The 25,048-nt window shown below is 73.0% G+C and carries 18 protein-coding genes and 2 pseudogenes; 6 read left to right on the forward strand and 14 right to left on the reverse strand.

Annotated elements, in window-relative coordinates:
- Positions 1-16 precede the first annotated feature (16 nt).
- From IGS69_RS02100 to IGS69_RS02110, 3 genes are all read right to left on the reverse strand, one after another.
- Positions 17-1,639, reverse strand: coding sequence for an RICIN domain-containing protein (locus IGS69_RS02100; protein ID WP_190896389.1), 1,623 nt, complete (start codon positions 1,637-1,639; stop codon positions 17-19).
- 329 nt (positions 1,640-1,968) lie between these two features.
- Positions 1,969-2,346, reverse strand: coding sequence for a toxin Doc (locus IGS69_RS02105; protein WP_190896391.1), 378 nt, complete (start codon positions 2,344-2,346; stop codon positions 1,969-1,971).
- Between the two features lie 3 nt (positions 2,347-2,349).
- Complete coding sequence (locus IGS69_RS02110) at positions 2,350-2,595, reverse strand: hypothetical protein (RefSeq protein WP_030845137.1); 246 nt, start codon at positions 2,593-2,595, stop codon at positions 2,350-2,352.
- A gap of 175 nt (positions 2,596-2,770) precedes the next feature.
- Here IGS69_RS02110 and IGS69_RS02115 point away from each other — a divergent pair.
- A pseudogene (locus tag IGS69_RS02115) lies at positions 2,771-3,705 on the forward strand (sigma-70 family RNA polymerase sigma factor).
- 8 nt (positions 3,706-3,713) lie between these two features.
- Here IGS69_RS02115 and IGS69_RS02120 read toward each other — a convergent pair.
- The 3 genes from IGS69_RS02120 to IGS69_RS02130 all read right to left on the reverse strand — a co-directional run bounded on the left by IGS69_RS02120 (position 3,714) and on the right by IGS69_RS02130 (position 10,074).
- Entirely contained in the window at positions 3,714-4,505 is a 792-nt protein-coding gene (locus tag IGS69_RS02120) for an alpha/beta fold hydrolase (RefSeq protein ID WP_190896393.1), read from the reverse strand.
- A gap of 77 nt (positions 4,506-4,582) precedes the next feature.
- Complete coding sequence (locus IGS69_RS02125) at positions 4,583-6,826, reverse strand: glycoside hydrolase family 9 protein (RefSeq protein ID WP_190896395.1); 2,244 nt, start codon at positions 6,824-6,826, stop codon at positions 4,583-4,585.
- A 152-nt stretch (positions 6,827-6,978) separates the two neighbouring features.
- Positions 6,979-10,074 carry a glycoside hydrolase family 2 TIM barrel-domain containing protein gene (locus tag IGS69_RS02130; protein WP_190896397.1) on the reverse strand — a complete coding sequence of 1,032 codons (3,096 nt, stop codon included), beginning with the start codon at positions 10,072-10,074 and terminating at the stop codon, positions 6,979-6,981.
- Between the two features lie 257 nt (positions 10,075-10,331).
- On the opposite strand from IGS69_RS02130, the gene IGS69_RS02135 reads away from it, so the two are divergent.
- Together IGS69_RS02135 and IGS69_RS02140 are read left to right on the forward strand one after the other, a co-directional pair.
- The gene (locus IGS69_RS02135) at positions 10,332-12,719 is read left to right on the forward strand and encodes a SpoIIE family protein phosphatase (RefSeq protein ID WP_190896399.1); all 2,388 of its coding nucleotides are present in this window, start codon (positions 10,332-10,334) and stop codon (positions 12,717-12,719) included.
- A 123-nt stretch (positions 12,720-12,842) separates the two neighbouring features.
- Entirely contained in the window at positions 12,843-14,102 is a 1,260-nt protein-coding gene (locus IGS69_RS02140) for an SLC13 family permease (protein WP_190904346.1), read from the forward strand.
- 12 nt (positions 14,103-14,114) lie between these two features.
- On the opposite strand, the gene IGS69_RS02145 is transcribed toward IGS69_RS02140, so the two are convergent.
- From IGS69_RS02145 to IGS69_RS02150, 3 genes and pseudogenes are all read right to left on the reverse strand, one after another.
- Positions 14,115-16,040, reverse strand: a complete 1,926-nt coding sequence (locus IGS69_RS02145) for an RICIN domain-containing protein (protein ID WP_408647950.1) — start codon at positions 16,038-16,040, stop codon at positions 14,115-14,117.
- Between the two features lie 98 nt (positions 16,041-16,138).
- Positions 16,139-16,952: pseudogene (locus IGS69_RS35150) on the reverse strand (RNA polymerase sigma factor); the annotation flags it as partial.
- A 375-nt stretch (positions 16,953-17,327) separates the two neighbouring features.
- Positions 17,328-18,266, reverse strand: a complete 939-nt coding sequence (locus IGS69_RS02150) for a helix-turn-helix domain-containing protein (protein WP_190896401.1) — start codon at positions 18,264-18,266, stop codon at positions 17,328-17,330.
- 63 nt (positions 18,267-18,329) lie between these two features.
- On the opposite strand from IGS69_RS02150, the gene IGS69_RS02155 reads away from it, so the two are divergent.
- Entirely contained in the window at positions 18,330-19,172 is an 843-nt protein-coding gene (locus IGS69_RS02155; RefSeq protein ID WP_190896403.1) for a phytanoyl-CoA dioxygenase family protein, read from the forward strand.
- 15 nt (positions 19,173-19,187) lie between these two features.
- Here IGS69_RS02155 and IGS69_RS02160 read toward each other — a convergent pair whose 3' ends face one another.
- The 4 genes from IGS69_RS02160 to IGS69_RS02175 form a co-directional block, all read right to left on the reverse strand.
- Complete coding sequence (locus IGS69_RS02160; protein ID WP_190896405.1) at positions 19,188-20,156, reverse strand: aldo/keto reductase; 969 nt, start codon at positions 20,154-20,156, stop codon at positions 19,188-19,190.
- Between the two features lie 119 nt (positions 20,157-20,275).
- The gene (locus IGS69_RS02165) at positions 20,276-20,812 is read right to left on the reverse strand and encodes a flavoprotein (protein ID WP_190896407.1); all 537 of its coding nucleotides are present in this window, start codon (positions 20,810-20,812) and stop codon (positions 20,276-20,278) included.
- A 162-nt stretch (positions 20,813-20,974) separates the two neighbouring features.
- The gene (locus IGS69_RS02170; protein WP_190904348.1) at positions 20,975-21,172 is read right to left on the reverse strand and encodes a ferredoxin; all 198 of its coding nucleotides are present in this window, start codon (positions 21,170-21,172) and stop codon (positions 20,975-20,977) included.
- Positions 21,173-21,191: 19 nt separating this feature from the next.
- Positions 21,192-22,388 (reverse strand): cytochrome P450, encoded by a 1,197-nt coding sequence (locus tag IGS69_RS02175; RefSeq protein WP_190896410.1) that lies wholly within the window; start codon positions 22,386-22,388, stop codon positions 21,192-21,194.
- A gap of 349 nt (positions 22,389-22,737) precedes the next feature.
- Here IGS69_RS02175 and IGS69_RS02180 point away from each other — a divergent pair, with 349 nt between their 5' ends.
- Entirely contained in the window at positions 22,738-23,370 is a 633-nt protein-coding gene (locus tag IGS69_RS02180; RefSeq protein ID WP_190896412.1) for a LysE/ArgO family amino acid transporter, read from the forward strand.
- A 105-nt stretch (positions 23,371-23,475) separates the two neighbouring features.
- A complete protein-coding gene (locus IGS69_RS02185; protein WP_190896414.1) occupies positions 23,476-23,925 on the forward strand; it encodes a nitroreductase family deazaflavin-dependent oxidoreductase in 450 nt (149 codons plus the stop codon).
- An 88-nt stretch (positions 23,926-24,013) separates the two neighbouring features.
- Here the strand turns inward: IGS69_RS02185 and IGS69_RS02190 are convergent, their stop codons facing one another.
- Positions 24,014-24,934, reverse strand: a complete 921-nt coding sequence (locus tag IGS69_RS02190) for a cation diffusion facilitator family transporter (protein WP_190904349.1) — start codon at positions 24,932-24,934, stop codon at positions 24,014-24,016.
- Positions 24,935-25,048: the final 114 nt, after the last annotated feature.

Raw genomic sequence — 25,048 nt, forward strand, 5'->3', positions numbered from 1 at the left:
GCCCCGGTGCCCGGGGTCACGTGCCCGGGCCGCCGGCGGCCCCCACCTGGCGGGCCGCCGGGCCGTCCTGCTCCTCGATCGACAGGGAGCCCTCCGTCGTCGGCAGGGGCTCCGACTGCCAGCGCTGGTCCTCGGAGGAGCGGTCGCGGACCTTGACGACGATCTCGGCGTCCGGATCGTCGTCGGCCGGGGCGAGGGCGAGCCGCTCGTCCCAGCGGGGCAGCAACTCCCCCTGCACGGTCAGGTCGTAGCGCACGTCGTCGGCTCGCTCGGCATCCTCGTCGGCGCAGGTACCGAGGACGACGACACCGGCGTCCTTGTGGGAGTCCAGGCACAGCCCGGGATCGGCGACGCTGCGCAGGAGCCCGTCGTCCTCGTACGTCCACTGCTGGGTCCACACCGTCGAGCACGGGGCCAGCTTCGTGCCCGCGCCCTCCTTCGGCAGGTCTCGGATGTCGAGGCACAGATCGGCGCCGGTGTTGCGCAGCCGGGTCACGCCCTGGGACATGGGAAGCCCGGCGGTGCCGGGTGGTGTCACCGATGCGGTGCCCTTGCCGCCGGCGGCGCTGTCGGAGCCGGCCGGGTCGGCCTCGCCACCGTCGTAGGACGGCGCACCGATGATGAGCACCGTCGCCAGCACCCCGGCCGATACCGCGCCGACGCCCGAGAGCAGTGCCCGCGACGAGCGCATCGCCTCCGGCACCCGGGCCGGCACGGGGAGCCGGGACAGCAGCCCGTGCCGACCGCCGCCCCGCCGCCCGCCACCGCGCCGGCCCGCACGGGCACCCCGCGTGCCGTGCGACGCCCGCCCCGGGCGCGAGTCGAGGTAGCGGCGGGCGCCCCAGCCGAGCACCGCCTCGGCGATCAACGGCCCCAGCGGGCCCTCGAAATGGCTCAGTTGTTCCGCCGCGTTCCGGCAGTAGCGGCACTCGTCCAGATGCTGCTGGACGTCCGGCAGCAGTGCGCCGCCCCGGCGGATCGGGACGTCGAGGAGGCGGTTGTAGAACCGGCAGTCGTGGGTCGGCGCGAGTTCGCGATGGGCGCGTACGCAGCCTTCACGGAATGTGTCCCGCGCCTGTTCGAGGGCCGCCGACGCGATGTCGGTGTCCATGCCCAGCAGTCCGGCCGGAACGTCTAAAGGATCTGCCTCGACCTCGACATGCCACAGCAAACACCGCAAGGCCGCGGGAAGCGCCTGGAATGCCCGCTCCGCGAGCATGCGATTTTCGGGCGTCATCGACGTCGCGGCGCGCAGTCCGCGTCCTCCGGCCGGTTTCTGCAGCGCGGGCAGAACGGCCGATATTCGATCGTCGCCGGACCACTCGCGGATCGTGTCGCGCACCGTCACCAGAAGGGCCGGGCGCAGCGCGACGGCGGTCTCACCGAAGGCGAGGCGGTTGAGGGTCCGGTGGAAGGCGGTCCCGGTCACCATCGCGGCCACCTGCGCCGACGAGGCAAGGCAGATGACCGCGTAGTCGTACACCGACGGGTAGTGCCGCGCCATCAGCAGCGCGACGGAACGGGCGGCGACCTCGCCCTCCGGGCTGCCTCTCAGCGGGGCCGCGAGTGATTCATCGGATTCCCCGGGATCCCCGCCGGGCGGGGGATACGGGGGACGAGGGGGGTGGGGGGTGGGCACTGAGATGGTTCCTTCCCACGCGTGTGGCACACAGAAGTCCTGCCGCCGAAAAGGAGGCCCGGTTGGTGCGTACCTTTTTTGGCGGGGCGCGGGAGGTGCGAATTCACCGACGGCGAATCGGACGCGGTCCACAAATCACGTGCGACACCCGGCCATTCCCCCCGCACGCGCGTTTCACTCTTCCACAACCCCCACACGGCCAACAAGGCGCCCGGACGACATCCCCGCCATTGACAGAAAGTCAGAAACGGGGAACGGATATGCGCGGATCGCACCCGTTTTCGACATGTCCCTGCCCCCCGTGTGAATCGGGGGCCGGGTCCGGCCCCTCAGATCTGCCAGGAGCGCAACCGGTCCGCCGCGCCGTAGACGTCGGTGGTGCCGGACAGCAGGTCGCGGGCGAGATCGACGAGGGCGCCGTAGGGCGGGTCGATACCGACGCCGCTGACGAACATGTACGCCACGGCGGTCGCGCAGGCGAAGCGGGCGTTGGCCGAGGGCAGCGGCCGGAGCACGGTGATGGCGTGCAGCAGCGCGGCGGCCCGCCAGGCCGGGTCGGAGTTCACCCCGAGACGCGGCGGGTCGACGCGGTGCCGGGCGACGGCGGCGACCAGCGCGGAGAAGTCGTTGACGGTGGGCTGGTCCGGCAGGACCTCCTCATGGCGCTGAAGCAGCCAGGGCACGTCGATATGGATCACGGGTGCCATGGGTCAGGCGGCCCGCCCTTCGCCCTTGGCGGGCGGTTCGTCGTCGGGGAACGCGGCGGCGAACTCGTCGGCATGGGTGGCGAAGAACCGGCGGAAGGCCTCCGCGCCCTCCTGCAGGGCCCGGTGGCGGGCTATGTCGGCCGCGGCCGCCTCGCGCACGAGGGCCTTCATGGACGTACCGCGCTCCTTGGCGATCTGCCGCAGGTCCTCGAGTTCGCGGTCACTGAACTCCACGTTGAGAGCTGGCATGCCTTCACGGTACCGCTCGGGTACTGACCGGTAAATATCCCCAGGTCAGGCAGGACGCCCGATGGTACCGAGGGGAACTGGCGGCTGAGACGTGGGTCACATTGAGCCGTGAGGTGTCATGTCCCGGGGCCCTGTCCGGCTCACAGGGGTGAGCGCATTCACAGGAGGCCCACCCATGACCGAGATCTCCGCACCCGGCACCGACACCCCGCTCGACGCGGCGACCGGGGTGTTCGTCGACCATCGCGAGCTGCTGTTCGGCGTGGTCTACAACATGCTCGGCAGTGTCGCCGACACCGAGGACGTGCTGCAGGAGACCTGGCTGTCCTGGACGGCACGTGGCGGGGGCGACCCCCTGGCCGGCGTCGGCAATCCGCGCGCCTATCTCGTCCGGGTGGCGGTCAACCACGCGCTGCGCCGCCGCGCCGTGATCAGCCGGCGGCGGGAGACGTACGTCGGCCCGTGGCTGCCCGAGCCCCTGGTCGGCGAGGACACCGGGACCGCCGAGGACCCGGCCCTGCGTTCCGAGTCGGTGTCGCTGGCCCTGCTGGTGGTGCTGGAGTCGCTGACACCGCTGGAGCGGGCCGTGTTCGTGCTGGGTGAGGTGTTCGGCTACCCGCATGCCGAGATCGCGGAGATCATCGACCGCTCCCCCGCCGCCGTACGGCAGTTGGCGCACCGGGCCCGGGAGCACGTGCACGCGCGGCGGCCGCGGTACGAGGCACATCCGCGGGTACGGCGGGAGGCGACCGAGCGGTTCGTGCGGGCGGCGCGCGGCGGGGACATCGCCGAGCTGATGGAGGTGCTCGCACACCGGACGTCACGGCGTGGACGGACGCGGGCGGCAAGCGCCGGCGGGCGAGCCTGCGCCCGGTGCACGGCCGGGACAAGGTGACCCGTCTGCTCACCGCCGGGCGCGGCGGCCCCGACCACCCGGTCTGGCGCTACCGGCGTGTCAACGGCGACGACGCGGCGGTGCTGTTCGACGGCGACGCGCCGTTCGCCGTCCTGGTCCTGGACCTCACCCCGGAGGGCGACCGGGTGCGCGGCATCTACGTGGTGGCCAACCCGGACAAGCTCGCCCATCTGCCGGCGGCGGGCGACGCGTAGGGCCCCGGTCAGGAGTGACCGCGGCAGAACTCGCGGACGGTCCGGTTGAACGGCTCGGGTGCCTCGATGTTGCTGAGGTGCCCGATGCCGGGGAGCACGACCAGCGTGGCCTGCGGGATCGCGGCGAGGAACTGGTGCGCGACGGGCTCCACCGGTGAGCGGGCGTCGAGCTCGCCCCACAGCAGGAGCGTCGGTACGTCTATCTTCGGCAGCAGGTCCCGCAGGTCTGCCTCGACCATGACGGTGAGCTCGGTCCGCATGCTCTGGGCGCGGGTGTCGGCCGACATGACGGACAGCAGGCGGACGGCTTCGGCGGGGGGCCGCCCGGCGAACAGTCCCGGCATGGTCGGTGCGAACGTGTCGGCCGGGACGGCGAGCAGGCGCTCCGCCCCCTCGACCCGAGAGCGCACCTCCGCGGCGGGCAGCGAGCCCTTCCAGCCCGCGTAGGTGTCGACGAGGAGCAGGGTCCGCACGAGCTCGGCGTGGTGCCGGTAGAACTCCAGCACGACGGTGCCGCCCCAGGACGCGCCGAGGACATGGGCCGGTCCCAGATCCACGTCCTCGACGACGGCCGCCAGACAGCGGGCGTAGTCGGCGAGGGTGAAGCCGGGCGGTACGTCGGAGGAGCGGCCGGCACCCGGTTCGTCCCAGGCGACGACGGTGAACTCGTCGGCCAGATCCTCGGCCTGGGGGCGGAACAGCCGGGCGTCCGCCGTGGCGCCGTGGGCGAGCACGAGGGGCGGGCCCTGGCCCACCCGGTCGTACGCGACCTCGATGCCGTCGACCCGCACCGCTGGCATGTCACCAGGCTACGCGCGCGTGCCGGGGGCGTCCTGTCGGCGGACTCCCCCGGCACGCGGTCGCTGCCGCCCGGTCCCTACCCCTGGTCCGCCACGAAGGAGGCCATGCGGGTCAGGGCGGCGTTCCAGTTGATCGTGTGCTCGTTGGTCGACCAGGACTGGATGTCGTCGATGTAGCAGAACTGGCCGACGCAGCCCTGGAGTCTGCTCTGTGCGTAGGGGTCCTGGATGCTGGAGTTCGGTCCGCCCGCGAGGGTGCCCGGCGGCGGGCCCGGCAGCTCCGGGTCGAGCTGGCGGGCGTACCAGCGGCTGTGCTGGTTCTGCGCGCTGACCTCGCCGTAGCCGGTGACGTAGGAGATGTTCAGCGCGTTGCGGCCCAGGACGTAGTCCATGCTCTGCAGCGCGCCGTCCCGGTACTTGGCGGCGCCGGTGATGTCGTACGCGGTGGCGAGGACGACCGCGTTGTTGAGGACCTGGTGGCTGGAGCCCCAGTCGTAGGTGTTGCCGTCCGGTGCGTACGGCATGCCGTAGGGGTGGGCCTTCAGGGTGGCCAGGTAGCGGTCGGCGCCCTTGACCACGGACCGGCGGACCTTGTCCCGGCCGGGCAGTGCGTTCGGCACGGTGGCGAGGTCGAGCCGGCCGGCCGCGCCGGTGCGGGCCCAGTCGAAGCCGAGGGGCTTGAAGAGGTCGGCCGTGTGGACCGGGGACTTCAGGAGGTACTCCTCGAACCGCTTCTCCCCGGTGGAGAGGTACAGCTCGGCCGCCGCCCAGTAGAAGTCGTCGGTGACGTCGCTGTCGGGGTAGGCGCCGCCGCCGGTGCCGTCGCTCTCCGAGGCGAGTCGGCCGGGGTGGGCGAGCGCCGCCGACCAGGCCTTGCGGGCGGCGGCCAGCGCCTTGCCGGCGAACGTCCTGTCATGGAGCCGGTACAGGCGGGCGGCCTGTGCGGCCGTGGCGGCCAGGTTGAGGGTGGCGGCGGTGGAGGGCGGGTGCAGCTCGCGCTTCTGCGGGTCGTCACTGGGCAGCAGGGGCAGGCCGGTCCACTGCTCGTCGTGCATCTTGTGGTGGGCCATGCCCGCCAGCGGCTCGCCGTCGGGCACCTGCATCCTCAGCAGGAACTCCAGCTCCCAGCGGGCCTCGTCGAGGATGTCGGGCACCTTGTTGCCGCTCTCCGGGATGGCCAGCGTGCCGTCCCCGAGCTTGTCCGCCCGTCCGGTGCGGGCGGTGCGGGCGCGTTCGTAGGTGCTCAGCAGTTCCCAGGTGGAGATGCCGCCGTTGACGACGTACTTGCCGTGGTCACCGGCGTCGTACCAGCCGCCGCTGACGTCGAGGGTGTAGTCGCAGACGCCGGGCTGACAGGGCACGGCGGTGTCGCCCTGGTTGGGGGCCACGCCCATGTGACCGGCCGGGCGGCCGTAGCCGGGCCGCAGGTCGTCGCGGATCGCGAGGCCGCTGCGCTGGGTGTAGTAGTACTTCGCCGAGTCGAGCCGGAGCCGCTCGTAGGCGCTCGTGCCGATGCCGAAGGGCCGGCTGGTCTCGCCGTCGGCGACGAGCGTGAAGCCGGTGCCCTTGGTGCGGTGGGCGCCGAAGTCGATGGAGTGGACGTTCTGCCCGGAGGAGGCGTCGACCCCGCGCGGCAGGGTCGTGCCCCTGGCGACGACCGTTCCGCCGGAGTTCTTCAGCTGCCAGGGCAGCCCGGCCGTGGCGTCGGTGACGAGGGTGGCGTTCTTCGGGCCGGCCGGGAGATAGCCGACCTGGTTGACGCGCACGCGGGGGCCGGTGTCGGGCTCGTACGGGTCCGGTGCCACACCGCCGAGCAGGGAGACGTCGTCCATGCAGAAGCGCCAGGCGTCCGCGCTGCCGCCGAGCTGGAAGCCGACCTGGCCCTGTGCGGTGTCGACGGGCGAGGTGAAGGTGTACGAGTAGCGGTCGCCGGAGACGCTGAGCTGCGGTGTCACCTCGTGGTAGGTGTCGTAGGGCGACACCGACAGGCCCACGATCGCCCGCACCGCGTGCCCGGCGGGTGTCCCGGTCGCGCTGAACGAGAACCGGTACGACTCGCCCTTCACGAGGGTGATGTCGTTCTGCCCGACGGCGGCGTCCCAGCGGTCGGTGGTGCCGCCCGGGACGTCGGCGCAGAGCCGGCCGTCGGACAGGCCCGCGGTGACGTTGCCGGTCGTCCACCACGGGGCGGTGTCGGTGTCGAAGGTGCCGTTCCTGACCTGCTCGGCCTCGTCGGCCCCGGCCGGCGAGGACGGCAGCGCGGTGAGCGCGGTCGCCAGCAGGGCCGTCAGGGACAGCAGGGCGGTTCTGCGTCGTTTCACGTCTGGGCTCCTCCGGGAGGTGCGGGTTGGCGCTCGGCGTGGGAGCGCTCCCAGATGCGGACGCAGGCCATCGTTGTGCTGATGTGACGCCCCGTCAACGGTCCGGACGGGACTGGCTGTGCGCCGCCCGTCCGGACCTCGGCGCCGCGGACTCAGGCGGCCGGGGCGTCCAGCCTGCTGATGCGGATCGCTCCCCGCGGCTCGCCGGGGTGGCGGCTCGTCAGGGTGAGCCGGATCCGGGAGCCGCGGACGGCCTCGAAGGTGATCACGGTGGGGGCGTCGGAGGCGGTGGCCCAGCCGACCTCGGTGTTCCGGGTGTTCCGCCACGCGCGGCCGTCCCAGACCGCCACCTCGATCGCCGCGGGCAGGCTGTGCGTGGCGTCCACGGTGAAGGAGACGTCGACCCGGTCGTAGCCGCGGGCGCGTCCGTGGTCGACCGAGACCCAGTCCTCGGCCCGTGCCCCGTCGAAGGCCGGCAGCAGGGGCGTGGCCTGCTTGAGGAAGCCGTTGGACCAGCCGGTGGCCGGGTCGCCGTCGAGCATGGCGGCGGGCAGGGTGTCCGGACGGCCGGAGTAGCTCGCGTCCGCGCGCGGGTGGCCGAGGGGGGCCGGGTGCTCGGGCCCGAAGCTGGCTGGGGCCGTCGCGACCCGGTCCCCCGCGCGGGTGGCCCGCACGGTCGCCGTGCCCGCGCGCAGCCCCTCGGCCCGGGCGGTCACCTTCACCGCGCCCGCCCTCGTGCCGGACCGGACGATGGCGAGGGCCTTGCCGTGGAAGGCGGTCCGGGTGCTCGCCTGGTAGCGCTCGGCGCTCTCCTGCCGGCCGTTGTCGAGCCCCGCGAGGGAGCCGCCCGCCACCTCGAAGGACAGCAGGTGCTCCGCGTCGGGCACCACCACTCCACGCCGGTCGACGACCTCGGCGGTCACGAAGACCAGGGAGCGGCCGTCCGCGGCGAGGGCGGGGCGGTCCGCGGTCAGGCGTATCGCGTGCGGGGCTCCGGCGGTGCGCAGCACGTCGGTGGCGACCACCTTGCCGCCCCGCCGTGCGACGGCCTTCAGCTCTCCGGGTTCGAAGGGCACCTTCCAGGTCAGGTGGAGCTTGCCGGCGCTGCCGTTCGGGCTGGTGTAGCTGCCCGGGTAGGGGCCGTCGGTGAAGGTCTTGTCGTCGCCGGTCGCCTCCGTGGTCTCCAGGTAGCTGCGGCCGTCGGCGGTCTTCTTGGTGTCGAACCGCCGTACGCCCAGGGACGTGCCGTTGAGGTAGAGCTCGACGGTGTCGACGTTCGCGTACGCCCAGACCTCGACCGTGTCGCCCTTCTCGTGGTTCCAGGTCATCGGCAGCAGGTGGACCATCGGTTCGCTGGTCCACTGGCTCCGGAAGAGGTGGTACATGTCCTTCGGGAAGCCGGCCGTGTCGACCGCGCCGAAGAAGGACGCCTTGACCGGGAAGACGTCGTACGGGGTGGGTTCGCCGATGTAGTCGATGCCGGACCAGAGGAACTGCCCGGCGAACCACTTCCGGTCCCGGTCCTTCTTGTGGCCGTACTCGCCGCTCATGGTCCAGGAGGCGAGGTTGTTGTCGTAGGAGGAGGTCGCCCGTCTGCCCGGGGTGTGGTTCTCGCCGGTGTTGAGGTGCTCGGGCTCCTGGTAGGCGCCGCGGGTGGAGGTCTCCGAGGAGGACTCGGACTCGAAGAGGAACAGGTGCGGGTAGGCCGCGTGCAGCTGGTCGACCGACGTGGCGGTGTTGTAGTTGAGGCCGAGGCCGTCCAGCTTGGCCAGCATCAGGTCGGCGGCGGAGCCCTTGGCGGGCACTCGGCGGTACTTGTCGGAGCCGATGACCAGCGGGCGGGTGTCGTCGGCGGCCCTGATCGCCCCGATGATCCGGTCGGCCATGGCGAGGCCGGCGGTGGAGGTGGAGTCGGGGACCTCGTTGCCGATGGACCAGCTCAGCACGGCGGGCGAGTTGCGGGCCGCCAGCACCATCTCGGTGGCGTCCTTCTCACACCACTCGTCGAAGAAGCGGCTGTAGTCGTAGAGGTTCTTTCCGGTGCGCCAGCAGTCGAACGCCTCCACCAGCATGACGACACCGAGCTCCTCGCAGACCTGGATCACCTCGGGCGCGGGCGGGTTGTGGGAGGTGCGCAGGGCGTTGACGCCCATGGACCGCATGATCTCCAGCTGCCTGCGGACGGCGTCGATGCTGACGGCGGCGCCGAGTGCGCCCAGGTCGTGATGGAGGTCGACGCCCTTGATCTTGTGGTGGGTGCCGTTGAGGAAGAAGCCCTCGTCCGGGTCGAAGCGGAAGGTGCGGAAGCCGAAGACCGTGCGGTGGGTGTCGGTGGTCCGGCCGCCGACGCGCAGCTCGGTGTGCAGGGTGTAGCGGTGCGGTGTCTCGAAGTCCCACAACTCCGGGCGCGGGACGGTGAGTTCCTGGGTCTCGGTGTGCTCGCCGGTGACGGTCGCGGTGGAGGAGGTACGGGCGACGGTGCGGCCCCTGCGGTCGACGACCCGGGAGACGACCTCGACGTCCGCGCCCGCGCCGGAGGCGTTGACGACGGATGTGCCGACCCGTACGACCCCGCGTGCGGCGGAGATCTCGGGCGTGGTGACGCGGGTGCCCCAGCGGGCCACGTGCACCGGCTCGGTGATCACCAGGCGGGCCTCGCGGTAGATGCCGCTGCCCGAGTACCAGCGGCTGCTGGGGAGCCGGTTCCGGACCTCGACGGCGATCACGTTCTCGGTGGTCCCGTCGGTGTGCACCAGGTCGGTGAGGTCCAGGGCGAAGCCGGTGTAGCCGTAGGGGTGACGGCCGGCCTCCGTGCCGTTGCAGTGGACGGTGGAGTCCATGTAGACGCCGTCGAACTCCACCGAGACGCGCTTGCCCGCGAGGCTCGGCGGCAGGGTGAAGGCCAGGCGGTACCAGCCGAGGCCCCCGGGCAGGAAGCCGGTGCCGCTGGTGGTGCCGTGCTCGGTGGTGGGGGTCTGCTCGATGCTCCAGTCGTGCGGGACGGCGGTCTCGCGCCATCCGGAGTCGTCGTAGCCGGGAAGGTGGGCGTCGGCGTAGGCGCCGGTCGGGTCGGTGATGCCGCCCGGGTTCACCAGCGCGAAGCGCCAGCCGTCGCGCAGTGCGACGGTCCGGCGGCCGGACGCGCCGCGCGCCTGCTCGGTGGCCCACGCCTCCGGGGCGCCGAGCAGCGTCCCGGCCGCGGGTGCGGCGGCGGAGGCGAGCAGGACCGATCTGCGCGTGACCGACATGGAGACTCTCCCTCATCAGGGCTCAGAAATACTCAGAACTGATCGTGAACAAACAGATTCTGTCGACGTGTCACAGGCGGCCGTCAAGGGTGCGGAAGCGCCCTTCTCGCTCATGGACGGCTTCGGCCCCATTTGTGCCGTGACCGGGCGGGGAAGGCGGCAACCGGGGTTACCGGTCCACGCCGGGCGCCCACGGACTACGCTGGAACTCAACTGCCCTCCCTGTTCACTGTGAGTGTCCGTATGGAGTCGCGACGATGAGTCCGGACGAGGCGTTGGACGATGGCGTGGCCGCCCGTGCCGTCATCGCCGTCGACGGCACGCTCACCGAGTGGAGCGAGGGCGCCCGCCGTCTGCTGGGCCACACGGCCGCCGAGGTCGTGGGGCGCCCGGCCGCCGACCTGCTGGCCGACGGCGCGGAGCCGCCGGCCGTGCCGGACAACTCCCGCTGGAGCGGCACGGTCACCCTGCGCCACCGCGACGGCCACCCCGTCACCCTCTGGGTGCTGGCCCACCGCAGACCGCCGGACGCCTCGGAGGCGATCGACTGGCTGGCGGTGTCCCCGCCGGAGGCCGCCGACCAGGCGCTGGCGGACGACCCGCTGGTGCGCATGGCGCTGACGCAGTCGCCCTGCGCCACGATGATCTTCGACGAGCGGCTGCGGCTGCGTGGTGTCAACGAGGCCATGGCCGATCTGCTGGGACTGCCCGCCGGGCGGATGCTGGGCCTCAGGCCCACCGACGTCGGCAGCCGGCCGCCCAACGCCGAGCTCGAGCAGAATCTGCGCCGGGTGCTGAGCACCGGCCGGCGGCAGGACATGCAGACGTATATGAAGGCGACCGGTGAGGAACGGGCCGCGCACGCGTGGCTGGCCCGGATGGCGCCGCTCACCGACGGGGCGGGGCGGGTGCGGGGCGTGTGCGTGACCGCCCACGACTTCTCCGACCAGTACCGCGCGCGCGAGCGGTTGCAGCTGGTCAACGAGGCGAGCGTGCGCATCGGCACCACCCTCGACGTCACCCGTACCGCCCAGGAGCTGGCCGACGTGTGCGTCCCGGCGCTCGCCGACTTCGTCAGCGTCGACCTGCTCGACCCTCAGGAGCACGGCGGCGAATCCGCCGGACCGCCGATCCCGCCGCTGAGTCTGCGCCGGTCCGCCCACCAGTCGGTGAACAAGGGCAGCCCCGAAGCCGTCGCCAAGCCCGGGCAGGTGGACGTCTACCCGGAGAACTCCCCGCAGTCCGCCTCGCTGGTCGCGGGGCACACGGTCGTGGCCTCGGGCTCCTCCGGCGACCTCGAACGGTGGCTGGCCTGGGATCCGGTGCGCTCCCAGCGGGTCCAGGAGTACGGCATCCACTCGACGATGTCCGTTCCGCTCCAGGCCCGGGGCACGACCCTCGGAGTGGCGGTGTTCACCCGCTTCCGGCGTCCCGAGGCGTTCACCCCCGACGACGTTCTGCTGGCCGAGGAGGTCACGGCCCGGGCCGCCGTCTGCATCGACAACGCGCGCCGCTACTCCCGTGAGCGCGAGACGACCCTCACCCTGCAGCGCAGCCTGCTGCCCCGCACGCTGCCGCACACGGCGGCGGTCGAGGCGGCCTCCCGCTACCTGCCGGCCACCCGCTCCGGCGTCGGAGGCGACTGGTTCGACGTGATCCCGCTGTCGGGGATGCGGGTCGCCATGGTCGTCGGCGATGTCGTCGGCCACGGCATCCAGGCCTCGGCCACCATGGGCCGGCTGCGCACCGCCGTCCGCACCCTCGCCGACATCGACCTGGCCCCCGACGAACTGCTCACCCACCTCGACGACCTGGTCGTCCGGCTGTCCGAGGAGTCCGGCGGCGACGACGGCACCGGAGAAGTGGGCGCGACCTGTCTGTACGCCGTCTACGATCCGATCTCCCGGCGCTGCACCGTGGCCCGGGCCGGGCATCCACCGCCCGTGCTGGCGCCGCCGGACGGCCCGGCACAGCAGCTCGATCTGCCCTCGGGGCCGCCGCTGGGCGTCGGAGGGCTGCCGTTCGAGTCCACCGAGGTGGAGCTGCGGGAGGGCAGCGTCCTGGCGTTCCACACGGACGGGCTGCTGGCCAGCCGGGAGCGGGACGTCGACACGAGCGGCCGGATGCTGCGCGAGGCGCTGTCGGCGCCCTCCGACTCCCTGGAAGAGCTGTGCGACCGCGTGCTGCAGGCCCTGCTCCCGCCGGGCGGCTCCAGCGACGACGTGGCCCTGCTGCTGGCCCGCACCCGCGGCCTGCCGTCCACCCAGGTCGCCACCTGGGACATCCCCGCCGACCCGGCGCTGGTGGCGCCCATCCGCAAGCAGGTCGTCGAACAGCTCGAACGCTGGGGTCTGAGCGAGGTCACGTTCACCGCCGAGCTGGTCGTGAGCGAGCTGGTCACCAACGCCATCCGCTACGGCGCCCCGCCCATCCGGCTGCGGCTGATCCATGACGAGGCCACCCTGATCTGCGAGGTGTCCGACACCAACCACACCGCCCCGCACCTGCGCCGGGCCAAGACCTGGGACGAGGGGGGCCGCGGGCTGCTCCTGGTCGCCCAGCTCACCCAGCGCTGGGGCAGCAGACACACCAGCGAGGGCAAGACGATCTGGGCGGAGCTGGCCCTGCTCCCCGACGAGACCTGAGTCACCGCGGCATCGCCGCGGGCAAGCGGGGCCCTGGCCAGGACAGCAGGGCCGCGGAGAGTCTCTTACCGACGCCTGGTTTCATGGGCGGGCACCGCCAGACCGCGCCCCGAAGGACCCGCCCTGAACACCCCGCTCGCCGAAGTCCTGTCCGTGACGCTGCTGGCCGCCGTGCTCGTCTGGGCCGTCGCCCGCCCGAAGGGCCTGCCGGAAGCCGTGCTGGCGGTGCCCGCCGCCGGGGTCGCCGTCGCCCTCGGGATCATCTCCCCGGACCACGCCTGGGAGGAGATCCAGCGGCTGGGGCCCGTGGTCGGCTTCCTCGCGGCCGTGCTGGTGCTCGCCCACTTCTGCGACATCGAGGGGTTGTTCACCGCGTGCGGGGCGTGGATGGCCCGCTGGGCCGCGGGGCGCCCCACACGGCTGCTGACCGCGGTGTTCGCGCTGGCGTCCGTCATCACGGCCGTGCTCAGTCTGGACGCCACCGTCGTGCTGCTCACTCCGGTGGTGCTCGCCACCGCGACCCGCATGGGCGTAACCGCCCGGCCGCACCTGTACGCGTGCGCCCATCTGTCGAACACCGCCTCGCTGCTGCTGCCGGTCTCCAACCTGACGAATCTCCTGGCGTTCACGGCGAGCGGGCTGAGCTTCACCCGCTTCGCCGCGCTGATGGCGCTGCCGTGGCTGGTCGCGATCGCCGCCGAGTACCTGGTCTTCCGGCGGTTCTTCGACGACGAACTCGCAGCGCCCCTCCCCTCGCCCGAGGCCGAGCGGGCTCCAGAGCCGCTTCCGCTGTTCGCCCTCGTCACCGTCGGCTGCACGCTCGCGGGGTTCGTGGTGGCCTCCGCCGTGGGGATCGCGCCGGCGTGGGCGGCGCTGGCCGGTGCGCTGGTGCTGGCGGGGCGGGCGCTGGTGCGGCGGCGGGCCACCCCCCTGACGGTGGTGCGGTCCGCGGCTCCGGCCTTCCTGGCGTTCGTGCTCGCGCTCGGCGTGGTCGTGCGTGCGGTCGTCGACCACGGGCTCGCCGACGCGCTGCGGCGCGTGCTGCCCGACGGATCGGGCCTGCTGACGCTGCTGGGCGTGGCCGCGGTGGCCGCCGTCCTGGCCAACCTCATCAACAACCTGCCCGCGGTGCTGGTGCTGCTGCCCCTGACCGCCGGGGCCGGCCCCGGCGCCGTGCTGGCGGTGCTCCTCGGCGTGAACATCGGCCCCAACCTGACCTACGCCGGATCACTGGCGACCCTGCTGTGGCGGCGGATCGTGCAGCAGCACGGGAACCGGGTCGGGCTCGGTGAGTTCACCCGGCTCGGGCTGCTCGCCACACCGGCGGCGCTGGTGCCGGCCGTGGTGGCCCTGTGGCTGTCGCTGACCGTCGTAGGGGCCTGAGCGCACGCCCGGTCAGCGGCGGCCGCCGTAGCCATAGCCGTAGCCGGGGTAGCCGTAGCCGGGGTTGCCGTACTGACCGTCCGAGTCGCAGTAGTAGCCGTAGCGGTCGCAGGGCGAGTCGGTGGCGGCCGGGCCGCTCGGGGTCGGCTGCGGGGCCGGGGACGTCGCGGACGGCGTCGGGGTGGGCTCGGGCGTCTTCGACGGGGTGGGGGGCGGTGGGGGCGTGGGGCGCGGGGCGGGAACGGCGGCGTTCCAGTTGACGGCCTTCATCTTGAGGTCGGCCTTGGAGGTGTCGATCACCCAGCGCTGGACCTCGTCGTCCGTCCGGGCCTTGAGGACCAGGGCTCCCGAGCCGTCGGTCGCGGCCGGGGCGAGGGCCAGGTCCTGGTCCGAGCGGGGCACCAGGGTGCCCTGCAGGGTGAAGTCGTAGCGGATGTTCTTCGGGTCGGGCCGGGACGCGCCCGCGCAGGGGGCCAGCCGCACCGAGTATCCGAGCTGCGAGTCCAGGCACAGGTCGGGAGCGGCGCCGTTGCGCAGCAGCCCGTCGGTCTCGTACGTCCACTGCTGGGCGGCGTCGGCCGAGCAGGTCGTGAGCTCGGCCTCCCCGCCCGCCACGGCCTTCTCGCCGTCGATGCCCACGCACAGGTCCGAGGAGACGTTGTGCAGCCGGCCGCGCAGGGCGCCCTTCCGGGCGTCGCCCGCACCGGTCCAGGACGGGTCGCGGCTCGCCTCGCCCGCGTCTGTGTCGGGGGCCTCCCCGGTGGGCCGGTCGGCACCGGCCCGCGCGCCGTCGCCGGAGTTGACCGTGGACCACAGGACGAGCGGCAGGACGACCAGACCGCTGACGGTCAACACGCCCGCGGTGAGGTTGCGCCGCCGGGCGGTACGGCGGGCTGCCTTCTGGGCGGATCTTCGTGCGGCGGTCCGGGGGCCATCGGGGCGAGAGCCCCGGGGCGCGGGGGCGGGCGGCACGGTGACGTCCGCGCGGGCGGGAGTCCGCGCGGCTCCGGCGGCCCGGGCCACGCCCTCGGGCCTGGCTCCGGCGGCCGGGGTCACGCCCTCGGGCCTCGGAGGGGGCGGCGGCACCGCCGCCGGGCCGCCCGGAGCGGAGAACGACTCCCCGACCGCCCCGGCCAGGGCGACCGGGTCCGGGAAGACCTCACGCCCCTCGCCGGCCGGGCCGGGGTACGTCTCGCGGGGTGCACGCACGGGATCCCGGAAAGCCTCACCCGCCGACCCGGTGAACTGCGCACGAACCGGGCCCGGGAAGCCCTCGGGCGCCCCGCCGAGCGGGCCCGGGGAGGCCCCGTGCCCTTCGCCGGCCGGCCCGGTGAACGTCTCACGCGACGCACGAACCGGGCCTGGAATGTCCTCAGGCACCCCGCCCACCGGGCCCGGGGAGGCCCCGTGCCCTTCGCCGGCCGGCCCGGGGTACGTCTCCCCCGGGGCGCGAACCCGGTCCCGGAAAGCCTCACCCGCCTGCCCGGTGAACTCCTCGCGCGGTGCGCGAACAGGGCCCGGGAAGCCCTCAGGCACCCCGCCCACCGGGCCCGGGAAGGCCCCGTGCACCTCGCCGGTCGGCCCGGGGTACGTCTCCCCCGGGGCGCGAACCGGGTCCCGGAAAGCCTCACCCGCCTGCCCGGTGAACTCCTCGCGCGGTGCGCGAACAGGGCCCGGGAAGCCCTCAGGCACCCCGCCCATCGGGCCCGGGAAGGCCTCGCGCCCCTCGCCGGTCTGCCCGGGGTGGGTCTCGCGGGGTGTGCGCGCGGGGTCCTGGACCGCCTCACGCCGTTCCCGTGCCGGTCCGGGAGACGTCTCGCGCGGTGGGCGAACCGGCTCGGGAATGATCTCGTACGTCAGATCGACCGGGTCGGGAAAGACCTCGCGGGCCAGGGCGACCGGGTCCGGGAAGAGTTCACGCGCCGCACCGGCCGGCATCACGGCGGCGGCCGCACCGGCCGCCGGCCCGGGCCTCTCGGGCTTCCCCCCGTGCCGCCCACCCCCGGCGCTGTGACCCGCCTCGTGCGCCCGGCGCTGCGCGTAATCCCGTCCGCCCCAGCCCAGCACCGCCTCCGACAGGGCGACACCGAGGTCGTGATTGAACTGGTCGAGCTGGTCGGCGGAGGCGCTGCAGTGCCCGCAGCCCTCGATGTGCGCGCGTAGATCCGGGTCGATGCCGAGACCCCCGCGCCGGAATGTCACGTCGAGCAGGCGCAGATAGCGCCGGCACTCCTCGTCGGGGGCGAGTTCACGGTGCAGCTGGAGGGCCTCCTCGCGCAGCCGGTCCCGGGCCCGGCCCAGTTCGACACGCGCGCCCTCCTCGTCGAGGCCGAGCAACCCGGCCGGGGAGACGAGCGGTTCGGCCTCGACCTCGACGTGCCACAGCAGACAGCGCGCGGACTGGGGCAGCCGCTGGAAGGCCCCGGACAGCAGGCGCCGGCGCGGCGAGGGCAGCAGCCGGGAGGCGGGCCGGTCCCCGTCGCCGGTCCCGGCGAGCAGGTCCGGGTGGAGCGTGTCGCACCGGTGGTCGCCGGCCCACTCGGCCGCGATACGCCGCACGGTGAGGAGCAGGTGGGGCCGCCACGCGGAGGTCGGGCCGTTCTGCCGGAGCGTTTCGCCGAAGAGGCGGGTGAAAGCCGCGGTCGTGAGCATTCCCGCGGAGCCCGGGCCGTCGGTGCACAGCCGGGCGTAGGCGAAGGCCGCCTCCCAGTGCCGGTCCAGCAGTTCGCCGACGGGGTGAAGTGCGGGCGTCGCCCCGGTCCACTTCCTGAGCTCCGCGCTCAGTTGCTCGTCCGTCGCGCCGAACCTGCGGGCCGGGGCCGGGGAATTCGACGGGCCTGCGTCTTTCAAGGCTGCATTCCTCTCAAGGACATACGGAATAAAGTCCGTACCAAGGGGTATGCCGGCCCGGCGGCCTCGCGCATACGAAAGAACGGCGTGTTGTGGACACGCCGACAAGGCACACCTTTGCACAGCTCAGCGACAGGGAACAAGTGATCCGGCGGTTTCGCGCATTGCACCCTGGACCAGCGCCTTTTGACAAAATGTCAATCAGGGGAGCGAAAGGCATTTCCATGGCGTCCACACCTTTTTAGTCGGGCGCATTCGGCCCCCTCCGGCGCCGTCCCGGGAACCATGGACGCACCGCCCGAACAGCAGCTCACACCGTCGCCCCCGCTCTCCGCGCCGGCCATTTCCGCCCGGCCGCGCGACCAATGGCGCCGCTCAGCCGGACGGATCGCCGTGCGTCGTGCGGTACGCCCCGGGCGGCTCCCCGTAGCGCTCGCGAAAGGCGCGGTTGAAGTGGAACGGGCTGACGAAACCCGAGGCCGCGGCCACGCGCTCCACGGGCAGGTCGGTGTTCTCCAGCAGCCGTGCGGCATGGCGCAGCCGCGCCTCGCGCAGGGCGCGCATGGGCGAGCGGCCCAGCTGACGGCTGAACAGATGGGCGAAGCGCGACGGTGACAGGGCGACGCCCTCGGCGAGCGAGCGGACGGTGTGCGGGGCTCCCGGGTCGGCGTCGATCAGCTCCTGGGCACGGCGGATCCGTGCGTCGAGGCCGGGCCGGGGCGCCGTGGGCCGGGCGCCGGCGGTGGTGAGGAGGACGACCTCCTCCAGTGCGCACAGGGCCAGTTCGCGGGCCGCGCTGCCGTTCGCCACGGCGACCTGCGGGTTCGGTGGTGACGCGGCGGGCGGCGCCTCGGTGCCGGTCCAGCGGGCGTCGGCGTGCATCCGCCGGAATGCCGTCCCGACGCGGCCGCGCACCCCGGCCGGGGCCGAGGTGACCGCGTACATCCCGTCGCCGGTGAGATACGGTCGCAGCCACGTGGCCCAGGACGGACGGGCCTGGCAGTGCACCCACCAGAACTGCCAGTGCCGGGCGCCGGGCTCGACGGCGTAACGGTGCGGGACGCCGGGGGCGAGCACGACCAGGTCGCCCGCGCCGGCCGTGGTCCGCGCACCGCCCTGCCCCAGCCGGCCCCGGCCCGCGGTGGTCCAGGTGAAGAGCCAGCTCGCGGATCCCTGCGGCCGCTCGACGCCGTAGCCGGGCGGCTGGTCGAAGTGACCGAGCACCACCAGCCCGGGGGGCGGGGCGGGATCCCCGGCGTCCCCGCTGTCCGGGTGCGCAGCAGTGCCGGGCAATCCGTCAGCACGCACGGGCATCCTCCTCGGCGGTCGGGCGGCCTAGCGTTTCCCACCGAGGACACCTGACCGGGGAGTGCGTTCATGACAGTCACGGGCAATGGCGCCACCGGCGCTTCCATCCTGGACCCCGCCGGGCTCCGGCGGTACCGAGAGAGGTTCGAGGAGGACGGTTTCACGGTGGTGCGCGGGCTCTTCGGGTCCGACGAGATCGATCGGCTCTGCGGCGAGTTCACGGCGCTGCGGGAGGCCGGCCCGGTGCCCGGGCACTTCGAGCCGCGCGCCGAGGACGAGCCGGGCGCCGACCCGCTGCACGTCTGGCCGCGGGTGATGCACCCGCATGAGATCAGCGGCCTCGCGCGCGAGGTCCTGCTGGACGCCCGGCTGCGGACGGTGCTGGAGGCCCTCCTCGGAGAGGAGGTGCTGGCCGCTCAGAGCATGTTCTACTTCAAGCCTCCGGGGGCCCGGGGGCAGGCGCTGCACCAGGACAACTTCTATCTGCGGGTGGAGCCGGGCACGTGTGTGGCCGCGTGGGTGGCCTGCGACATGATCGACCGGGAGAACGGCGGGCTGGAGGTCGTGCCGGGCACGCATCGCATGGACGTGTTCTGCCCGGAACTGGCCGACTCGGACGTGTCCTTCGCCCGGGAGTACGTTCCGCCACCGCCGGGGCTGGCGCCGGTGCCGGTGGACATGACGCCGGGGGACGTCCTGTTCTTCAACGGGAGCCTGGTGCACGGCTCGCAGCCGAACCGGGCGGCCGAGCGGTTCCGGCGGTCGTTCATCGGGCACTACGTGGGGCGCTCGGCGGAGCGGATCGGGCGGTACTACCGGACACTGGCGATGAGCGGGGCGAGGGTGGAACTGGCGGAGAGCGAGGGGGCGGGCCCCTGCGGCACGGAGTTCGACCCGCAGGGCCCGCACTGAGCTCCGGGGACCTGATCAGTGCCCGGCGATGGGGTGGGGGCCGTACGGGCGCTGCAGTTCCTCCAGTTCCTTGTCGCTCAGCTCGATCTCCACGGCCGCCACCGCGTCCTCCAGATGCCCGGGCCTGGACGCGCCGACGATCGGGGCGGTCACCGTGGGCTGGTGGAGGAGCCAGGCGAGAGCGATCTGGGCGCGGGGGACGCCCCGCTCCCCGGCGATGCGGGTGACCGCCTCGACGATGGTCCGGTCGCCCTCCTGGTAGAGGGTGCCGCCGAAGGCGTCGGTGGCGCTGCGCTCGGTGGTGGTGTCCCAGTCCCGGGTGAGCCGGCCGCGGGCGAGCGGGCTCCAGGGCAGGACGCCCACGCCCTGGTCCGCGCACAGGGGCAGCATCTCGCGCTCCTCCTCGCGGTAGATCAGGTTGTAGTGGTTCTGCATGGAGACGAAGCGCGTCCAGCCGTTCAGCCGCGCCGTGTACTGCATCTTGGAGAACTGCCAGGCGTACATCGAACTCGCCCCGATGTAGCGGACCTTGCCCGCCTTGACGACGTCGTGCAGGGCCTCCATCGTCTCCTCCACCGGGGTGTGCGGGTCGAAACGGTGGATCTGGTAGAGGTCGACGTAGTCGGTGCCGAGGCGGGTGAGGCTCTGGTCGAGCTCGGTCATGATCGCCTTGCGGGACAGCCCGCCCCCGTTCGGTCCGGGGCGCATCCGGCCGTGCACCTTCGTGGCGAGGACGATCTCGTCACGGCGGGCGAAGTCGCGCAGGGCACGGCCGACGATCTCCTCGCTGGTGCCGTCGGAGTAGACGTTCGCCGTGTCGAAGAAGGTGATCCCCGCCTCGACCGCCTGCCGGATCAGCGGGCGCGAGGCCTCCTCGCCGAGGGTCCACTCGTGGGTGCCGCGGTCGGGCTGACCGTAGGTCATGCACCCCAGACAGATCCGCGACACGTCCAGGCCCGTCGAACCGAGCTTCACGTACTGCATCGATGCTGCTCCTGCCTTCGGAGGGTTTCCACGGGGAGCGTACGTGCTCGATCGCACTCGAAGGCGCGGCCACCGGGGGCTCCTGACGGTCCGTCACCGTCGCCGACAGCGTCCGGCCGTCAGCCGCTTCCGACCAGGTCCAGGCCCCGTTCCCACCCGAACTCCGGCCGGCCGCCGTCCTCTCCCGGCTCTCCCGTGTACGGCTCGCCGAACCGCACACCCATCCCCCGCAGCCGATCGACGCTGTCCCGGTAGGCGGGATGGGCGGCCAGTGCGTCGGCCACGCACGGCAGGACGGCGATCGGCACCCCGAGCCCCGCGACCTCGCACAGGGTGCCCAGGGCCAGGGTGTCGGCGATGCCGGCCGCCCACTTGTTGACGGTGTTGAACGTGGCGGGGGCGACGATCACGGCGTCCGGTGCCGGAAAGGGTCGCGGTTCACCGGGAGTGCGCCAGGCGGAGCGGATGGGGCGGCCCGTCTGTGCCTCAACGGCGGCGGTGTCGAAGAAGCCGTTCATGGCGACGGGGGTCGCGATGACGCCCACCTCCCAGTCCCGTTCCTGCGCGGCGGTGATCAGCTTGCTGACGTCGGCGGCGATGCCGGCGGCGCAGACGACGACGTAGAGGAAGGGCGTGCGGGCGGCCTGTTCGGTCATCCGGGAAACCCTAGCGATGATGCTCGCCTCACAGGTCATTCGTTCCCGTAGAAACCCACCCCTGTCCGCCGGCGTCAGGGGGGCGTCGCCAGGAGCGCCGAGCCCGCGGCCGAGGCACGTGAGGCGGCCCGGCGGCTCCTGGAGGCCGGGTGAGATCCGGGGTCAGCGGACCGTCTCGGACACGCTGATGGCGCTGACCGGGCAGGCGCGGGCCGCCTCCCGCAGCAGCGGGCTGCCGCTGTCCTCGGCGCCGGGCAGCAGGGTGCTGTAGCCGTCGTCGTCCTGGGTGAAGACGTCCGGGGCTGTCAGGGCGCACTGGCCCGCGCCGATGCAGACGTCCTGGTCGATGTCGATGTGCATGTGCATGTGCGGAAGCCTCTTACCAGGTCACGGGGAGCTCCAGCATCCCCTGGATGGTGTCGCCGGGCTTGAAGGGGATCTCCTCGGCCGGGGCCGCCAGGCGCAGGGTGGGCAGCCGCTCGAAGAGGCTGTGCAGGGCGATCTCCAGCTCGGCCCGGGCGAGGTTCTGGCCGAGGCACTGGTGGATGCCGAAGCCGAACGCGACGTGGTGCCGGGCCGGGCGGCTCCAGTCGAGCGTGTCCGGCTCGGGGTAGACCGTGTCGTCGCGGTTGATGACGGAGGTCGCGAAGACCACCCCCTCGCCCTCGCGGATCGTCGTCCCGGCCACCTCGATGTCCTCCACGGCGAGGCGCAGCATGCCGTCCGCGATCGACAGCATCCGCATCAGCTCCTCGACCGCGGCCGGCAGCAGCCCGGGGTCCGCGCGCAGCTCGGCGAGCCGCTCGGGATGCTGGAGCAGGGTGAAGGTGCCGAGCGAGATCATGTTGGCGGTCGTCTCGTGACCCGCGACCAGCAGGATGAGGGCCATGGCGATCAGGCCCTCCCGGTCGAGGTCGCCCTCGCGCAGCTGCCGGTGGACCAGGTCGTCCAGGAGGCCGGTGCCGGGGTGCTGCTGCTTGCGGTCGATCAGCTCGCCGAAGTACGTCTCCAGCCGGTCGCGGGCGTCGAGCACGTCGGCGGTCTCGGGGCCGCGCAGCAGCCGTCGCGACTGGGTCTCGAAGAAGTCGTGGTCGGAGTACGGGACGCCCAGCAGGGCGCAGATCACCATGGACGGCACGGGCAGCGCGAAGGCGCTCACCAGGTCGGCGACCGGGCCGGCGGCGATCATCGCGTCGAGCCGTTGGTCCACGATCTGCTGGATCCGCGGCCGGAGTTCGACGGCCCGCTTGAGGGTGAAGTCCCCGACGACCATCCGCCGCTGGGCGCGGTGCTCGGGGTCGTCGACGCCGAGCAGGGCCGTTCTGCGGTTGCGGATCCCGGCGAAGCGTTTGCTGGGGGCGGGGAAGCCTGGCCGGTCGCGGTTGGACGACAGGCGCGGGTCGGCCAGCAGCGCGCGGGCGGTGGCGTGCCCGCTGACGAGCCACGCCTCGCGTCCGTCGAAGAGGGTGATGCGGGTCAGGGGGCGTTCGGTGCGCAGCGCGTCGTAGGCGGCGGGCGGGTGGTAGGGGCAGGTCCGGCTCTGAGGGAAGGCGACGGGTGCGGTCGTGTCCGTCATGAAGACCTCGCAGACGAGTAGTACGTCGTACCGACCGTCATTAGATGCCCCAGGCACCTATGGGACGACGCGAAGTTCGGCCAGATCGCCGGCGCCGGCAACATGGCCGGGGAACGCCGCCTTCCCGTTCGAACTCCGGAGGCGGAGGGGCGCGTTGCGGGTTCGGCATGCCGGCCGGGGCGCGGGTGCGGCGACGCCCATTCGAAAACCGGTTGTCCGCACGGCCGGGCAGGCCTCAGGATCCGGCCATGCCTACGTTCACCGTTCTCCTGCCGTTGTCCGCCGCCGCTCGTGCCGCGGGCCGACAGCAGCAGTCCGGCCATCTGGGAGGGCCGACGCCGCCGCGCTCATGACGGCCGCGCTCGTCGCGGGGCTGCTCGCCGGGTACGGCATCGCCGTCCCCGTGGGCGCCGTCGGGACCTACCTCGTCTCCCTCACCGCCCGCACCACCCTGCGCACCGGTGTCTGCGCCGCGCTCGGCGTCGCCACCGCCGACGGGCTCTACGCCCTCGCGGCCACCCTCGGGGGCACCGCTCTGGCGTCGGCGCTGCGGCCGGTGCTCGGGCCACTGCGCTGGGTGTGCGTGCTGGTGCTGCTGGCCCTCGCGGTGCGGGGCGCCGTCACCGCGCTGCGCGAGTACCGCGGCCACCGGCTCGCGACCCGTACCGCCCCCGCTCCTCCGGGGCCCGCCCGGGCCTACCTGGGCCTGCTGGGCATCACCCTGCTGAACCCCACCACCGTCGTCTACTTCGCGGTCCTCGTCCTCGGCTCCCGGGCCACCGGCCCGGCCGGCCCGCTGGAGCAGGGCGTGTTCGTACTGGCCGCGTTCGCCGCCTCCGCGAGCTGGCAGGTGCTGCTGGCCGGGAGCGGCGCCCTGCTGGGCCGCGCGCTGACCGGCCACCGGGGGCGGCTGGCGACGGCTCTGGTCGCGAGCGGCGTGATGACGGCTCTGGCCGTGCGGATGGCGCTGGCGCCGGGGTGAGGGGCGTTTTACGGCCTGATCCCGCCCGGTACGGATGATTCCCGGGGGCACGGGTGTTGAAGACAGGCGGCGATGAGCCGCGGACGCGACGATGGGACGGATGCCATGCCTCTCGAAGGCGAGTACGAACCCAGCCCGACACAGTGGGTGCGCAAGCAGGTCGAACTGTACGAGAGCTCCGGCGGCACGGAGGGGACGACGCTCCAGGGCTCGAAGATGCCGGTCGTCGTCCTGACCTCACGCGGGGCGCGGAGCGGAAAGCTGCGCAAGACGCCGGTGATGCGGGTCGAGCACGAGGGGCGCTACGCCGCGGTGGCTTCCCTCGGTGGGTCGCCCAAGCATCCGGTCTGGTACTTCAACCTCCTGGCCGATCCGCACGTGGAGCTCCAGGACGGGCCGGTGAAGCAGGACATGACCGCCCGTGAGGTCGAGGGCGAGGAGAAGGCGGCCTGGTGGGAGCGGGCCGTCGCGGCCTACCCGGCGTACGCCGACTACCAGAAGAAGACGGACCGGGAGATTCCGGTGTTCGTCCTGGAGCCGGCCGAGGGCGGCTGAGTACGGGGCCGGCCGCCCGGTGCGGGCGGCCGGCGAAAAAATCTTGCTCCCCGGGGGTGTGAACCCCGTCCGAGGGGGCACGCGAGGTTCAGGCCCCGCCGCGTCCCCCCGTCGCGGCGGGGCTTTCCGCTGCCTCGCGGGCGGGCCGGTCCGTCACGTCGAGGAATACCTGGTCCGCCTCGGGGACCGTCCGCGCGATGGACCGCTTGATCCGGACGGCGACCTCCTCCACGCGCTCGCTGTCCAGACCGGGCACGAGGTCGACGCGGGCGGCCACGAGGGCCGTGTCCAGCCCGGTCTTCATCGTGAACAGCGCCTCGACACTGTCGATCTCCGGCTGGGCCCGCAGCAGCGACTCGATCCGCCCGCTCGTCTCCGGGTCGGCCGCCTCGCCGATCAGCTGGTCGCGGGCGTCACGGCCCAGCCGGAAGGCCACGTAGACCAGCAGCGCGCCGATGGCGAGCGAGGCGGACGCCTCCCACACCACCTGGCCGGTGATCATGTGCAGCGCCATGCCCACGATGGCGAGGGTGACGCCGAGCACCGCGGTGCCGTCCTCGGCAATGACCGTCCGCAGGGCCGGGTCGCGCATCCCGGCGCCGGTGCCGCCCTGCTTGCGCACCTGGTAGAGCGCCCGCAGCAGCGAACCGCCCTCCGCGAGGAGGGCGATCCCGAGGACGATCAGGCCCGCCACATAGCCGCCGAGTTCCTCCTCCGCACCGCTCGCCAGGGCTTCGAAGCCCTGGAAGAAGGAGAAACAGCCGCCCATCACGAAGATCCCGACGGCCGCGAGGAGCGACCAGAAAAACCGCTCCTTGCCGTACCCGAAGGGATGACGCCGGTCGGCGGGGCGGCGGCTGCGGCGCAGTGCCGCGAGCAGGAACACCTCGTTCAGGCTGTCGGCCACCGAGTGGGCCGCCTCGGAGAGCAGGGCGGGTGAGCCCGCCGCCAGGCCGCCGATGGCCTTGGCCACCGCGATCACCAGATTGGCCGCGAGCGCCACCAGCACGGTGACGCGTGTCCTGCGGTCACTTCCTTCATCAGTCACCCACGCCGATTGCCCCGGTCGGCGGTGCTCACACCGTGCCGTCGGCGGAAAACGGGGAACGCGTTCACCAGGGTC

The sequence above is a fragment of the Streptomyces tuirus genome, from assembly GCF_014701095.1.
Lineage (GTDB): Bacteria > Actinomycetota > Actinomycetes > Streptomycetales > Streptomycetaceae > Streptomyces > Streptomyces tuirus.